General features: G+C 68.3%; 11 protein-coding genes and 1 pseudogene. 8 read left to right on the top strand and 4 right to left on the bottom strand.

Annotated elements, in window-relative coordinates; translation table 11 throughout:
* Positions 1-3 precede the first annotated feature (3 nt).
* Genes GVO57_RS10875 through GVO57_RS10860 form a run of 4 tightly spaced genes read right to left on the bottom strand, consistent with a single transcriptional unit; the run spans position 4 to position 5,303 of the window.
* On the bottom strand, positions 4-1,233 hold the full coding sequence (locus tag GVO57_RS10875; protein WP_160593154.1) for an acetyl-CoA acetyltransferase: 1,230 nt from the start codon (positions 1,231-1,233) through the stop codon (positions 4-6).
* The gene (locus GVO57_RS10870) at positions 1,230-2,927 is read right to left on the bottom strand and encodes a class I adenylate-forming enzyme family protein (protein WP_160593153.1); all 1,698 of its coding nucleotides are present in this window, start codon (positions 2,925-2,927) and stop codon (positions 1,230-1,232) included. The genes GVO57_RS10875 and GVO57_RS10870 overlap by 4 nt, the downstream gene beginning before the upstream one ends.
* Positions 2,924-4,432, bottom strand: coding sequence for a carotenoid oxygenase family protein (locus GVO57_RS10865; protein WP_160593152.1), 1,509 nt, complete (start codon positions 4,430-4,432; stop codon positions 2,924-2,926). The genes GVO57_RS10870 and GVO57_RS10865 overlap by 4 nt, the downstream gene beginning before the upstream one ends.
* Positions 4,433-4,442: 10 nt before the next feature.
* Positions 4,443-5,303, bottom strand: coding sequence for an NAD(P)H-dependent flavin oxidoreductase (locus tag GVO57_RS10860; RefSeq protein WP_233281344.1), 861 nt, complete (start codon positions 5,301-5,303; stop codon positions 4,443-4,445).
* Between the two features lie 244 nt (positions 5,304-5,547).
* Between GVO57_RS10860 and GVO57_RS10855 the strand changes: the two genes are divergently transcribed.
* The 8 genes and pseudogenes from GVO57_RS10855 to GVO57_RS10825 all read left to right on the top strand — a co-directional run bounded on the left by GVO57_RS10855 (position 5,548) and on the right by GVO57_RS10825 (position 14,999).
* Positions 5,548-7,164 carry a TonB-dependent receptor gene (locus GVO57_RS10855; protein ID WP_268830431.1) on the top strand — a complete coding sequence of 539 codons (1,617 nt, stop codon included), beginning with the start codon at positions 5,548-5,550 and terminating at the stop codon, positions 7,162-7,164.
* The gene (locus GVO57_RS15285; RefSeq protein WP_268830430.1) at positions 7,113-7,829 is read left to right on the top strand and encodes a TonB-dependent receptor domain-containing protein; all 717 of its coding nucleotides are present in this window, start codon (positions 7,113-7,115) and stop codon (positions 7,827-7,829) included. The genes GVO57_RS10855 and GVO57_RS15285 overlap by 52 nt, the downstream gene beginning before the upstream one ends.
* A 149-nt stretch (positions 7,830-7,978) precedes the next feature.
* Positions 7,979-8,827, top strand: a complete 849-nt coding sequence (locus tag GVO57_RS10850) for a winged helix-turn-helix transcriptional regulator (protein WP_233281343.1) — start codon at positions 7,979-7,981, stop codon at positions 8,825-8,827.
* Positions 8,828-8,924: 97 nt separating this feature from the next.
* Positions 8,925-9,287, top strand: a complete 363-nt coding sequence (gene arsC, locus GVO57_RS10845; protein WP_160593150.1) for an arsenate reductase (glutaredoxin) — start codon at positions 8,925-8,927, stop codon at positions 9,285-9,287.
* A 190-nt stretch (positions 9,288-9,477) separates the two neighbouring features.
* Positions 9,478-9,636, top strand: a complete 159-nt coding sequence (locus GVO57_RS10840; RefSeq protein ID WP_160593149.1) for a hypothetical protein — start codon at positions 9,478-9,480, stop codon at positions 9,634-9,636.
* Between the two features lie 44 nt (positions 9,637-9,680).
* Positions 9,681-10,265, top strand: coding sequence for an ImuA family protein (locus GVO57_RS10835; RefSeq protein WP_160593148.1), 585 nt, complete (start codon positions 9,681-9,683; stop codon positions 10,263-10,265).
* Entirely contained in the window at positions 10,156-11,709 is a 1,554-nt protein-coding gene (locus GVO57_RS10830) for a Y-family DNA polymerase (protein WP_160593147.1), read from the top strand. Before GVO57_RS10835 ends, GVO57_RS10830 begins: the two co-directional genes overlap by 110 nt.
* Positions 11,709-14,999 (top strand): annotated as a pseudogene (locus GVO57_RS10825) (error-prone DNA polymerase). Before GVO57_RS10830 ends, GVO57_RS10825 begins: the two are co-directional and overlap by 1 nt.
* Positions 15,000-15,072: the final 73 nt, after the last annotated feature.

Here is a 15,072-nt window from a genome sequence, read left to right as displayed (position 1 = left end):
ACGTCAGACGCCGACCACGAAACAGACCGATGTCGTCGCGCTGCCGCCGACATTGAAGGTCGCAAAGCGCCGTGCGCCCTCGACCTGGCAGTCGCCCGCCCGGCCGCTGACCTGTCGTGCGGCGTCGAGCAGCATCCTGACCCCGGTCGCGCCGACCGGGTGGCCCAGCCCGATCAGTCCGCCCGACGGATTGACCGGCAGCCGGCCGCCAAGCGCGATCGTCCCGTCTTCCACCGCGCGCCAGCTTTGCCCCGGCGGGGTCAGGCCGAAATGATCGATCGCCATATATTGGGTGATCGAAAAACAGTCATGCACCTCCAGCCCGTCGACCTGATGGATGTCGGCCAGCCCGGCCCGGCCAAGCGCATCCATCATCGCGCGGCGGACAAAGGGGAAGACGAACGGGGCGTCGCGGCTGTCGGCCAGCTTGCGGGTAAAGGACAGGGGCGCGGTGCTGTGGCCCCAGCCGGTGATGCGCGGGATCGTGTCCAGCCGCTGGCCGGTGCGCTCGGCATAAGCGCGCGCGACCTCGGCCGAGGCGAGGAAGATCGCCGCCGCGCCGTCGGTCACCTGGCCGCAATCCGATTTGCGCAGCCGCCCCTCGATCACCGGGTTGAGCATGTCGTCATCGCCCAGATGGTCGGGCGTCACCGTCCAGCCGCGCGTCTGCGCCAGCGGATTGCGCCGGGCATTGGCAAAGGCATTGGCCGAGATCGCGCGCAGATGCGCCCGATCGAGCCCGTAACGGCGGTCATATTCGTCGGCCACGCCGGAAAAGATGTGCGGCCAGACATAGGTGGCGTCCTGCGCCTCCTGCCCGGCCCAGGCGGCGGCCCCCAGATATTCGGCGGCGCGCCGGCCCGGCACATTGCGCATCAGTTCCACCCCGACGACCAGCGCGAGGCCGTAGCGCCCGGCCTCGATCTCCGCCGAGGCGGCGAGCGCGGCGATGCTGCCCGACGCGCAGGCAGCCTCGTGCCGGGCGGCGGGGACGCCCGCCAGCGCGGGGTGGACATGGCCCATGAACCCGCCCAGCTGCCCCTGGCCGGCGAACAATTCGCCGACGAAATTGCCGATATGCACGGTCTCGACCTGTTCGGGCGCGATGCCGGTTGCGGCGAAGGCCGCTTCGCTCGCGTCGCGGATCAGTTCGAACAAGCCGCCGCCCTCGCGAGTGACGTTGCGCGCGAAATCGGTCTGCGCGCCGCCAAGGATGAACACCTCGCGGCTCATGCCGCCGTCTCCGCCGCACCTGCCAGCGTGGCGAGCGCCTGGGCGCGGGCTTCGCTGCGCATCACCTTGTTGGTGACGTTGCGGGGCAAGGCGGGCAGGCGGAACAGCCGCTCCGGCAGCTTGAACACCGCCATGTCCTTGCCGCGCAGGAAATCGGTCACCTCATCCAGCGTCAGATCGGCCTCGCCACGCGGCACATAGGCAAGGCCGATGCGCTCACCCATCACCGGGCAGGGGAGCGAAAAGGCGCAGGCCTCCGCGATCAGCGGGTGGCCGCCCAGCAGCTGGTCGATCTCTTCGGGTGCGATGTTCACCCCGCCGCGGATGATCAGGTCCTTTGACCGGCCGACGAAGCGGTAATGCCGGCCGCCGCCCGCAATCTCGAACAGGTCGCCGGTGCGGAACCAGCCATCGGCGGTGAAGGCCTGGGCGGTCTGGTCGGGCGCGTCCCAATAGCCTTCGAACACCGTCGGTCCGCGGATCTCAAGCTCGCCGGCCACGCCTTCTTCCTCGATGGGCGCGCCGCCGCCCGGCGGCACCAGCCGGGTTTCGATATTGGGGCCGCGCCCCGCGCCATGCGGCCGGGCGAACAGCGACCGGCGCGGAAAGATCGATGCCCGCGCATCGGGATCGGGTTCGTCGGCGGCGCTGGTGATCAGCGATACGCCTTCGTTCGATCCGAAGATGTTGACCACCTCGATCCCCAGCCGCTCCTGAAAGCCGCGCACCATCGCCGGGGCAAGCGGGGCGGAGCCCGATCCGATCACCCTGACGCTCGACAGATCGACCCGCGCCAGCAGCGCCTCGTTCTGGAGCAGCATGTTGAGCACCGCGGGCGGCGCGATGGTGAAGGAGGGGCGCTCCTCGGCAATCTGGCGCAGATAGATTTGCGGGTCGAAGGGATGGTGCAGCACCATGGTGCCGACCGTTTTCAGCCAGCACATGGTGATCCCGCCGATCGACGCCATGTTGATGAGCGGGAAGGGGTTCAGAAGCACCGCCCCATCCTCCAGCCGCGCGGCCTCGTAACAGGCAGCGGCGATCGCCACCCAGTGATTGTGGCTGCGCGGCACACCCTTGGGCACGCCGGTCGTCCCCGATGTCCAGCAGATGGTGAAGATGTCATCCGCGCTGCCGCCCGCTGCCGGCACGGGATGCGCCGCCGCATCACCCGGCGCCGACAGGTCGATCGCCCCGGCAGGCGGGTTCGGGCCGAAGGTCATCAGCCGGCAGTCGGCGGGCAGCAGCGGCCGCGCGACGCCGACATGATCGGCATGATGCACCTGGGTGGCGCAGACAAAGCCGCGCGGGCGGACGATGCCGATCATCGTGCGCAGCTCGTGCGAGCGATACTGGACCGCGACCGGGCTGACGATCACGCCGATCGTGGCGGCCGCGAAATAGAGCGTCACGAACTCGCTGATATTGGGCAGCTGGACCATCAGCACGTCGCCGCGCGCCAGCCCCGATGCGGTCAGCAGCCCTGCCAGCCGCGTCACCTCTGCCGCCATCTCGGAATAGGTCAGCCGCCGCGGCGCGCCAAAGGCGAAATCGGCCCGGTTGGGCGCATCGACCAGCGCCGTCCGCGCCGGATGGGCGCCGGCATTGGCGCGGAACATCGCGTCCAGCGTCACATCCCCCCACCAGCCATCGGCGCGGCAGGCGGCGCGTTTTTCGGCACTGGCGACGGTCATCGGCCCGCCCCCGCCGTGAGGATCGGGTTTTCGCCCATGCCGATGTCGCTGCCATTCGCCCAGCTGCTGTGCGTGCCAGCGCAGATGCGCTCGGGCAGGCGGATGCGGCACACCGGCCCGGCGGCGATGTCGCGCGCGTCGATCAGCACGCATTCGGACGTGTCGCTGTTCAGATCGGCGACGAACGACACCAGATAGCCATCATCCTCTGCGGTCGCGCCGATGCGCGGTGCAAACGGGCTTTCGCTGGCAAAGCGGCCGGGGCCGAACTCATAGCTCTGGCTCGCCCCCGTCTCCAGATCATGCTTGACCAGCCCGCGGAACAGGAACCAGCCCGGTTCGGGGATCGCGCTGTAGGCGTAACGATATTTCCGCCCGGCATATTTCTGGTTGAACATGCCGAACTCGAGGATGCGGTCATCGAGCCGCTCCTCATGCGTCCGCCCGGTCTTCAGGTTGAACCGCCAGCGGTGGAGCTTGGGCTTCAGCAGATGCTGGTCGAGATAGGCCATCATCCGTTCCAGCCCCTCGGGCGCGCCGGGATAGGAGCGCGGCATCGGCTCTTCCTGGAAATAGCCGTCGAGGATGATCTCGTCGCCCTCCTCATAGGCGTTCAGCCAGTGGAGCGTATAGGTGGGCGTGGCCTCGAACCATCTGATGTCCTCGGTCCGGCCATAGCGCGGGATGATCGCGAACCGTGTCGGCATGTCGGGATGGAACTGCACGACATGCAGCCCGCGCTTCAGCAGATCTGGATCCCAGAACAGTGGCATGTCGTTGAGGATCGAATAATTGGCGGTAAACGCCATGTCGTGCGGCAGGCGCGGCCCGGGCAGCGGCACCGGCACATAATGTTTCAGGCGGTTGTCCGCGCCGACGACGCCGTAATGCATATAGGGCGCGTGCTTGGAGTAGTTGAAAAACAGCAGCTCGCCCGTCGCCTCGTCGGTCTTGCAATGCGCCGAAATGCCGTCGACCGGCACCCACGCCTCGGTGCCATATTGTTCCATCGTGAAGGGGTCGAGACGATAGCCCTCGCCGCACTGGTAGAAGGTCGACAGGATCCGCCCGGCATGGACGACCACGTCGGTCGACGAGGAATCCTTCAGCCATTCCTGCGCCCCCCAGCCGGGCCGGGTGGAGCGGTGCGGCGGTTCCATCAGCCCGGCCCAGAGCGACCGCCCGGCCTCGCGTTCGGCCTCGAAACCCTTGGTGCGCACGAAACGGCTGCGATAGCTCGCCCGGCCGCCCTTGAACGAGATCGAATGGATGAAGCCGTCGCCATCGAACGGGTGATAGCGGCCGATCGGCTCGTGGATCTGGTTTTCCCCGGTGCGCACATAGACGCCGTCGATATCGTCGGGGATGCGGCCGATGACTTCGGCATCGCCATTGGCGAACACGGCGTCCCATTCGTTATAGGTCGGGCGCCACGCCCCTTGCGTATAGGGGTTGTCGCTCGGGGCCAGGGTCGATGCGATCGTGTCGACAAGGGTCGCGGGCATTTGCTCTCTCCTAAATGTCGAAACCGGGCAGCCTCAGCGCCGCCTCATATTGGTGTCCGATCCGCGCGATGATCGCCGCCAGCGGTTCGACCGCGTCGACCGCGCCGACACCCTGTCCGGCGGACCACACATTCTTCCACGCCTTGGCCTCGCCATGCGCGTCGGCGAAATCGGGGCGGCGTGCCTCAGGCATGTTGTCGGGATCATGGCCGGCGGCGATCAGGCTGGCGCGCAGCCAGTTGGCGGGCACGCCGGTGATGCCGCGCGACAGCACGATGTCCTCGCCGCCGGCCTCGACGACCATCTGCTTATAGGCCGGGTCGGCCAGGCTTTCCGCACAGGCGATGAGGCCGGTGCCGACATAGGCGAGATCGGCCCCCAGTATCTCCGCCGCGCGCACCGCCCGGCCGGTCGTGATCGCCCCGCCCAGCACCAGCGGCCCGCTCCAGAAGCGGCGGACCTCCTCGACAAAGGCAAAACCCGCCATCGCGCCGGTATGGCCGCCCGCGCCCGCGGCGACGAGCACCAGCCCGTCGACGCCCGCCGCCGCCGCCTTGCGGGCAAAACCAACCGAGTTCACATCGGCGAACACGCGCCCGCCATAGCCATGGACGGCATCGACAACCCTGGCCGGGCTGCCAAGCGCGGTGATCACCAGGGGCGGCCGGTGGCGGACGACAATCTCCAGATCCGCCGCCAGCCGGGTGTTCGATGGATGGACGACCAGATTGACCGCCCATCCGGCCGCTTCCGGGCTGGCGGCGATCGCGGCGGCGATCCGGGCCAGCCAGTCGTCGAGGATTTCGGGCGTCCGCGCATTGGGCGAGGGCAGCGATCCGATGATCCCGGCACGCGCGGCCGCGATTACCATGTCCGGCCCGGACACCAGAAACATCGGCGCGGCGATCACCGGCAAACGCAGATTATGGCGCAGAATGGGCGGTATCGGCATCGCGGCGTCGGACTGTCCTGCGAGACTGGGTTCTGGGCCCGGACTTATGCCCGATCCCGGCTTGTATAACCATACCTAAATGCGGTAGGTTCCATTATGCAAGCCAAAAAGCCCCGGCACCGCATCTCCGCGGCCGAACCGGGGGACGTCAGGGAGGATGCACATGAAACGGACGATCCTGCTGTGCCTCATGGGAACGGCGCTGACCGCCCCCGCCTTCGCCCAGTCTGTTCAGGATGGGCAATCGGGTGATGGGCTGGATGATATCATCGTCACCGCCCAGAAGCGCGCGGAAGGCCTGTCGGACGTGCCGATTTCGATCTCGGCGGTCAGCGGCAAGCTGCTCGAAAGCTATGGCCAGACCAGCCTTGAGCAGCTGTCCTATTCGGTTCCCAACCTGAAGATCACCCAGACGGCGATTGCCAACCGCATCGCCATTCGCGGCATCGCGTCGGGCGACAACAAGGGGTTCGAGCAATCGGTCGCGATGTTCGTCGACGGCGTCTATTATGGCCGTGACCAGCTGAGCCGGCTGCCGCTTGTCGATCTGGAACGGGTGGAGGTGCTGCGCGGCCCGCAGCCGACCTTGTTCGGCAACAACGCGATTGCCGGGGCGGTCAACATGGTCACCCGCCGGCCGACGTCGGAGCTTGAGGCGTCGCTGAGCGGGCTTTACGAGTTCAACCATCAGGAAGCGCAGCTGACCGGGGTGATTTCGGGCCCGGTGGCCGATGGCGTCGGTGCCCGGCTGGTCGGCTATTACCGGCATATGGACGGGTTTTTCCGCAACACGCAGACGCGGCGCGAAGAACCCAATCTGCGCGAGGCGTTCGTGCGCGGGATCGTCGATTTCGACCGGGGCGGGCCGGCCCGTGCGAGCCTGAAGCTGGAATATGCCGATTTCCGCACCCGCGGCCAGCCGCGCGAGGCGTTCGGCGCGACCGGCACCTATTCGGCCATATTCACCGGGCCGCTCGCGGTCGATACGGTTGAGGATTATGTCAAGGCCGATGGCGGATATGTCAGCGACAACAGGGTTTTGAACGCTGTTCTGAATACCGAGTTCGATGTCGGCGAGCATGTGCTGACCTCGGTCACCGGCTATGTCGACTATCGCACGCGCGAGACGGTGGACGTCGATTTCACCGAGCTGGCGCTGCTCGACGGCACCACCCAGGGCGAGGATTATGCCCAGTTTTCGCAGGAGCTGCGCCTGACCTCGCCGGGCGGGGAAAAGTTCGATTACATCGCCGGCGTCTATTACCAGCATTCGCGGCTCGACGCCGATGATCAGGTGCGGTTCAACCGCACCTTTCTGGGCTTTGGCCCGCCGTTCAACGCGATCGGCGACACCAGCAACGAGCGTGTCTATGCGCAGAAATCGGACCTGTTTTCCGCCTTTGCGCAGGGCAAGCTGGAACTGGCCCGGTCACTGCGCCTGACCGCCGGCGCGCGGTTCAACCATGAACGCAAGAGCGGCGCGCGCACTCTGGTGATCAATCGCGGGGCGGCCAATCTCTTTCCGCTGCCGGTGGTGCTCGGCACGTTCCGCGCGCTCAACATCGAAGCGCACCAGATTTCCGGCCGCTTCCGCCAGAGCTGGCTCGATCCGATGGCCAATCTGCAGTTCGATGCCAGCGACGCGCTGATGGTCTATGTCTCGTTCGCGCGCGGCACCAAGGCGGGGGCTTTGACATTCGGTCCAACTCGCGGCCGGATTCGACGACGGTGGCGCGGCCCGGGGCGTTCCAGTTCGACCGTGAACGGGCGAACAATCTAGAAGCGGGGCTGAAATACAAGGCTGGCGCGCTGGCGTTCAACCTGTCGGTCTACCGCACCGATTATGACGATCTGCAGGTCAACATCTTCGACGGCACGCTGAACTTCAACGTCCGCAACGCTGCGGGTGCGCGCACCCAGGGGGTGGAGGCCGATGCGCGGATCGCCGTGACCGACCGGCTGACGCTGAGCGGTGCTGTCGCCTATCTCGATTTCAAGTTCACCGACTTCACAAGCGGTCAGTGCTTCTTCCAGCAAGTGCCAGGGCCTGGTGGGTTTTGTGACTATACCGGCAAGCGCAATGCGCTGTCGCCGCGCTGGTCGGGCAATGCCAATGCGGATTTCCGCCAGCCGCTGACCGATGCGCTGAAGCTGGGCATCAACCTCAACATGGATTTTTCAAGCAGCTTCATCGCCTCGGCCAATCTCGATCCGCGCACCCGGCAATCGGGCTTTGCCCGGCTCGGCGCGCGCATCGCGCTGGCGGCCGATGATGATCGCTGGGAGGTTGCGCTTGTCGGGCGCAACCTGACGAACCAGCGCATCCTGCAACAGGCCGGGCCGCTGCCGCTGTCGACCACGATCACGCGCGGCGGCGGGATCGCCTATACCGGGATTTACGACCGGCCGCGCAACATCGCGCTGGCGTTCAACCTGCGCTTCTAGGGTGGGCTGCGTGCAGAGCGAGCGCCGCGTCGGCCCGCGCGTCTTTGACGGCGGGGGCCACGCGGCCTATCGGCGGACGCCAAGGGGCGAGATGGACAGGCGCGGGCCGGGTTGGCGCGCGGCAAGCGAGCGAGGACTGAACAGCGACGATGAAGGCTGAAACTATCCGGGCCTGCTCGATCTGGCGGGCGCTGGAGGTCGTGGGCGACGTGCCGGTGCTGCTCATCATGGAGCGCGCCTTTCTCGGCACGAATCGGTTCGAGCTGTTCGTCGAACAGACCAGCCTGCCGCGCTCGGTCGTCAGCGCACGGCTTAAAAAGCTGGTTGAGAATGATTGCCTTGCCCGCGTCCGGCGCCCGCCGGCGCGGCGTCACATCTATGTGCTGACGACCAAGGGACGCGACCTGTTCGGCATCGCGCTGATGATGCTGCGCTGGCAGCATCGCTGGGAGCCGCGCGCGCGCGAGTTTCGCGTCGATCTTGTCCACCGCGGATGCGGCGGGTCGATCGAGCCGGTGCCGGTGTGCGCGGCCTGCGACACCGAAATCGATCCGCGTGCCGTCAGCTGGCGCGAAGGCCCCGGCCTGGCGCAGGTCACGCCGACTTACGGGCGGCGGCGACGGCTGACCGAGGCGGTGGCCGGGCGACGCAGCACCGGCACGCTGATCGACACGGTGATCGAACTGTTCGGCGACCGCTGGGCGACTTTGGTCGTGCGCGCCGCCTTTACCGGCATCCACCGGTTCGACGACATCCAGCGCGACACGCTGATGGCGACCAACATCCTGGCCGGGCGGATCGAAAGGCTGGTCGCGCAGGGGATATTGCGCGCCGTGCCTTATTCGAACCATCCCGACCGGTTCGATTACAAGCTGACCGAAAAGGGGCTGGATCTGTATCCGGTCATCCTCGGGCTGCTGCAATGGGGCGACCGCTGGTATGCCGATGAACGGGGCCGCCGCTGCTGCTCAGCCATGTGCCGTGCGGCCATGACCTGAAGATGCGCGTGACGTGCAGCGGGTGCGGCGGCGAGCTGACGCTCGACAATAGCAGCTTCTCGCTTAGAAGCAGGGAAAATCAAGACAAGGCAGATATATGACCGGCTTTCCTGTCAGGATTTATCACAATCCGTCCTGTGGCACTTCGCGCAATGTGAAGGCGATGATCGAGGCGGCGGGCCATGTGCCGGAGGTGGTTGAATATCTGAAGGCCGGGTGGACGCGGCCCGAGCTGGAGGCGCTGGCCGCGCGCATCGAGGGCGGCGTGCGCGCGCTGCTGCGTGAACGCGGCACCCCGGCAGCGGAACTGGGGCTGACCGATGCCGGCGTCGATGATGCGCAGATCCTTGATGCGATGTGCGCGCATCCGATCCTGGTCAACCGGCCGATCGTGGTGACGCCAAAGGGCGCCGCGCTGTGCCGCCCGGCCGAAAAGGTGGCAGATCTGCTCACGCCCTGAGGTGGGACGGGCGCGGGCCGCAGATGCGGCTCTGAGGCTCCGCACCCTTTAAAGAATGGCCAGCCTTCCCGCCTTCAGGCTCTGGCTGTCGGCCCCTGAACCGCGACGGCGCGGCTGTCGCCGGGGTGCGTCCCGGGCTTGACACTGTGTGTTCATGCATGGAACATAACATGAACATATGCGGGAAGTCATGCAGGAATCGGTGCGTCTTCACCCCGCCTTCCGGCGGGCCGTCACTCTGGCTCCGGCCATTGGCCGGGGGCGGGACGGGCTGTGCGCGCTGGGCGACGGCGCGGTCGATCAGGCGCTGGCCGGCGGGCTGGCGCAGGGCGGCTGCATGAAGTCCTGACGGCAGCGGCCGAGGATGCGGCGGCAGCCGCCGGCTTTGCCGCGATGCTCGCCCGCCGCCTCGCCCGGCCCGCCGGTCCGCTCATCTGGCTGCGCGAGGAGGCGGTCGAGCGGCGGCTGGCGCTGCACGCCCCCGGGCTTGCCGCATTGGGGCTGGATCCGGGGCGGCTGGTGCTGGGGGCGATGCCCGATGCGCTGGCGGTGCTGCGCGCCGGGGTGGAGGCGCTGCGCTGCGGTGATGTCGCGCTGGTGGTGATCGAGATCTGGCACCAGCCGGCGATTCTCGACCTGACGGCGACCCGCAGGCTGGCGCTGGCGGCCGAGCGCTCGGGGGTGACGCCGCTGCTGCTGCGCATCGCCGCCCGGCCGATGCCCAGCGCCGCGCATACGCGCTGGGATGTGACGCCGGCCCTGTCCCGGCCGCTGGTCGACGACGCGCCCGGGCACCCGGCGCTGGCCGCGCGGCTGGCCCGCCACCGCGGCGGACGGGCGGGCATGGATTGGCGAATGGAATGGGATCGTGACACAGGCAGTTTCCGCGCAGCAGCGCTATCTGGCGCTGTTCCTTCCCTTTCTGGCGACCGACCGGCTGCGGTTATCCGACCGGGGCCATGGCGGCGCGTCGGCTGATCTGCCGCTCATCCTGACTGAAAAGCTGCGCGGGGCAGACCGGGTTGCCGCCTGCAACGCCCCGGCGCTCGCTGTGGGGCTGGTGCCGGGCATGGCGCTCGCCGATGCGCGGGCGCGGGTGCCGGACGTCAGGGTCGCGCCGCATGATCCGGCGGCCGATCTGGCGCTGATCGAGCGGCTGGCCGACGATCTGGACCGGTTCACGCCGATGGTCGCGCTCGATCCGCCCGACGGGCTGATGCTCGACATGACGGGCTGCGTGCATCTGTTCGGCAGCGAAGCGGCGCTGGCCGCGCAGGTCGAGGCGCGGCTGACCGGGTTCGGCCTTGCCGTGCGCCATGCCTTTGCCGCGACGCCCGAGGGCGCGCGCGCGCTGGCCCGGTTCCAGAGCGTGCCCGCGGCGAGCGAAGCCGCGGCGCTGCGCCGGCTGCCGGTCATGGCGCTCGAGCTTGAGGACGAGGCGCTGCACGCGCTGCGCCGGGCCGGGCTGCGCACCATCGGCGATCTGGCCGGGCGGCCGCGCGCGCCGCTGGCGGCGCGGTTCGGGGCCGGCGTGACCGACCGGCTCGACCGGCTGCTCGGGCTGGCCGACAGCCGCATCACCCCGCGTCGGCCGCCCCCGGCACTGCGGTTCGAGCGCCGCTTCGCCGAGCCGCTGGGGCTGGCCGGCAGCCTGATGGCGGTGATCGCCGAACTGGCCGGCGAGGCGGCGGCGGCTCTCGCCGAACGCGACCGGGGCGGGCGCTGCTTTGTGCTGCGCTGCTATCGCTGCGACGGCCATGTCCGGTCGCTCATGGTCGATACCAGCCTGCCCAGCCGCGATCCGGCGCTGGTCGTGCGGCTGCTGCACGAGCGCATCGACGCGCTCGCGGACCCGCTCGATCCCGGTTTCGGGTTCGACATGCTGGCGCTCGACATTCCCCGGGTCGAGCCGCTCGCGCCCACCCAGCTCGCGCTTGAAGGCGGGGCGGTGCGCGAGGCCGAGCTGGCCGGGCTGATCGACCGGCTGGCCGCGCGTCATGGCCGGACGCGCCTGCGCCGGCTGGTTCCGGGCGACAGCCATGTGCCCGAACAGGGCGTGCTCAGCCTGCCCGCCGCCGATCGTCCGGCCCCCGCGCCCTGGGCCGCGCCCGCGCCCGGAGAGCCACCGCTCCGCCCGCTGCATCTGTTCGATCCGCCCCAGCCGATCGAGGTTGTCGCCGCCGTTCCCGAAGGTCCGCCGCGCCGGTTCCGCTGGAAGGGCAATGTGCATGATGTCGTCCGCTATGACGGGCCGGAGAGGATCGCCCCCGAATGGTGGCGGCTGGCGGCGGGCGAGGGGCGGACGCGCGACTATTTCCGCATCGAGGATGCGCGCGGGCGGCGTTACTGGCTGTTCCGGCACGGGCTTTACGGCCGGGAGGCGGCGGCCCCGCGCTGGTTCCTGCACGGGCTGTTTGCGTGATGCCCGGTTTCGCCGAACTGGCGGCGGCGACCAATTTCTCGTTCCTGCGCGGTGCGTCCCACCCGGCGGAAATGGTCGCGCGGGCGATCGAACTGGGCTGTGCCGGGCTGGGCATTGCCGATCGCAACAGCGTCGCCGGGGTGGTGCGCGCCCATGTCGCGCTGCGCGAGGCGCGGGACAAGGCGCTTGCCGCCGGCCTTGTGCCGCCCGCGTTCAGGCTGGTCGTCGGTGCCCGGCTGGCCTTTGCCGACGAGACGCCCGACATCATCGCCTATCCGGCGACGCGCGCCGGCTGGGGGCGGCTGACCGGGCTGCTCAGCCTGGGCAATCTGCGCGCGGCCAAGGGCGATTGCATCCTCCACCTCGCCGATCTGATCGACCATGCCGATGATTTGCTGCTGATCGTCATGCCCGATGCGGAGGCGGACGGGGTGGACGATGCGGTGCTGCGCCGCCTTGCCGCAGCCGCGCCGGGGCGGCTGTGGCTGGGCGCGACGATGCCGCGCAGCGGCCGCGACCGGCGGCGGCTGATCCGCCTTGGCCAGCAGGCGGACGGGGCGGGGGTGCGGCTGCTCGCGACCGCCGATCCGCTCTATGCGCGGCCCGAGGACCGGGTGATCCACGATATCATAAGCTGCATCCGCATGGGCACCACCGTCATGGCGGCAGGACGGCTGTTGCTGCCCAATGCCGAGCGGCATCTGAAGGGAGCAGACGAGATGGCGCGGCTGTTCGCCGCCCGCCCCGATGCGCTGGCGGCGAGCCTCGACCTCCTCGGCCGGATCGCCTTTTCGCTCGACGATCTGCGCTATTGCTATCCAAACGAGCCGGTGCCGGACGGCTGGGACGCGCAGGGCTGGCTTGAACATATGGTGCGGCAGGCGGCGCTTGCGCGTTACGGCGATCCGCTGCCGCCGCGCGTGGCGGCGATGCTGGCGGAAGAGTTCACGCTGATCGCCCGTCAGCGCTATGCCCATTATTTCCTGACCGTGCATGATCTGGTGCGTTATGCCCGCGCGCAGCAGCCGCCGATCCTGTGCCAGGGCGGGGATCGGCGGCGAACTCGATCGTCTGCTTCCTGCTCGGCGTGACATCGGTCGACCCGGTCGAGCACGACCTGCTGTTTTCCCGCTTCGTGTCCGAAGAACGCAGCGAACCGCCCGATATCGACGTGGATTTCGAGCATGAGCGGCGCGAGGAGGTGATCCAGTATATCTATCGCCGCTATGGCCGCCACCGCGCCGGCATCGCTGCGACCGTCATCCGTTACCGCCCGCGCAGCGCGATCCGCGAGGTCGGCAAGGCGCTCGGCCTGTCGACCGACGTGACCGCGCGGCTGAGCAGCACCATCTGGGGCAGCTTTGCCGACCGGGTGGAGGAAAAACGCTATCATGACGCCGGGTTCGATCCTGACGCGCCGGAGATTGCGCGGCTGCGCCGGATCGTCGACCGGCTGATCGGCTTTCCGCGCCATCTGTCCCAGCATGTCGGCGGTTTCGTGCTGACCGAGGATCGGCTCGATGCGCTGGTGCCGATCCACAATGCGGCGATGGCCGGCCGCAGCTTCATCGAATGGGACAAGGACGATATCGACGCGCTGGGGCTGATGAAGGTCGATGTGCTGGCGCTGGGGATGCTCAGCTGCATCCGCCGCGCCTTCGATCTGATGCGCCGCCACGGGCTGGGCGATCATGACCTGGAGGTGGATCTGAAGGCCGATGATCCGCTGGTTTACGACATGCTGTGCCGGGGCGACAGCATCGGCGTGTTCCAGGTCGAAAGCCGGGCGCAGATCAACATGCTGCCCCGGCTGCGGCCGCGCTGTCTTTACGACCTGACCGTCCAGGTCGCGATCGTCCGTCCCGGCCCGATCGAGGGGGAGATGGTGCACCCCTATCTGCGCCGCCGCGCCGGGCTGGAAAAGGCCGAGCTGCCATCGCCTTCGCCGCCGCACGATCCCGATGAACTGCGCACCGTGCTCGGCCAGACCTATGGCGTGCCGCTGTTCCAGGAACAGGCGATGAAGCTGGCGATCGTGGCCGCCGGTTTTTCCCCGTCAGAGGCCAATCAGCTGCGCCGTGCCATGGCGACGTTCCGCAATGTCGGCACCATTCACGAATTTCGCGACAAGATGGTCAGGGGCATGACCGCCAAGGGCTATGACCCCGATTTCGCCGAACGCTGTTTCCGCCAGATCGAAGGCTTTGGCAGCTACGGCTTTCCTGAAAGCCATGCCTTGTCCTTTGCCCGGCTGGTCTATGTCTCGTCATGGATCAAATGCCACCAGCCGGCGGTGTTCGCCTGTGCGCTGCTCAATGCCCAGCCGATGGGCTTTTACGCGCCGGCCCAGATCGTCCGCGATGCCCGTGAACATGGGGTGGAGATCTTTCCACTGGATGCGAATTCAAGCGATTGGGACAATAAGCTTGAACCGGATGTGAAGGGCGGCCTTGGCCTGCGCCTCGGCTTTCGTCAGCTTGACGGGTTTCGCCAGGCCTGGGCCGAGGCGTTGGTCGCCGCGCGCGAGCGGGGTGAGGGGGGCGGCCGTTTCGGCACGATCGGTGAGCTGACGCGGCGCGCCGGGCTGCCGAGCGCGGCACTCAGGCTGCTGGCCGATGGCGATGCGTTCGGATCGCTGGGGCTGAAGCGGCGCGATGCGCTGTGGGCGGCGCGCCGGATCGCCGGGCCGGCGCTGCCGCTGTTCGAGGCTGCCGGGGCCGATGATCAGGGGCGGAGGCCGATATGGCCCTGCCGCCCATGCCTGCGGCAGAAGCGGTGATCGCCGATTATCAGGCGCTGCGCCTGTCGCTCAGCGCGCATCCGCTCGCCTTTCTGCGCGACCGGCTGCGCGGGGAGGGGGTGGCCAGCTGTGCCGACATCGCCGCTGCGCGTTCGGGCGCGCGGATGCAGGTTGCCGGGCTGGTGCTGGTCCGCCAGCGGCCGGGCAAGGGCAATGCGATCTTCGTGACGCTGGAGGATGAAACCGGCATCACCAATGTGATCCTGTGGGCCAGCCGCTTCGAACGCTATCGCCGCGCCGTCATGGCGGCGCGGCTGATGCAGGTGGCGGGCGAGGTGCAGAAAAGCCGCGAGGGCGTCGTGCACCTGCTCGCCGCGCGCATCATCGACCGCAGCGACCTGATCGACGCCCTTTCCGACGCCGAAGCCCGCATGCCCCGCGCCCATGCCGACGAGGTCGACCACCCCCAGCCGCCCCGCAGCGCACCGCCCCGCGCGCGGGCCATCCCCGCGACGCACGGCTGATGCCCCGTTCGCGCGATTTTCACTGACACGGGCTGGTCAGCCGAAAATGTCATTGCCGATGATTGGCCGGTAATGGCCCGGGATCACGATCAAGCACGT

It is taken from the genome of Sphingomonas changnyeongensis (assembly GCF_009913435.1).
Classification (GTDB): Bacteria; Pseudomonadota; Alphaproteobacteria; order Sphingomonadales; family Sphingomonadaceae; genus Sphingomonas_B; species Sphingomonas_B changnyeongensis.
The sequence above is the reverse complement of the archived record's forward strand: the minus strand, read 5'-3'. Positions and strand labels throughout refer to the sequence as shown.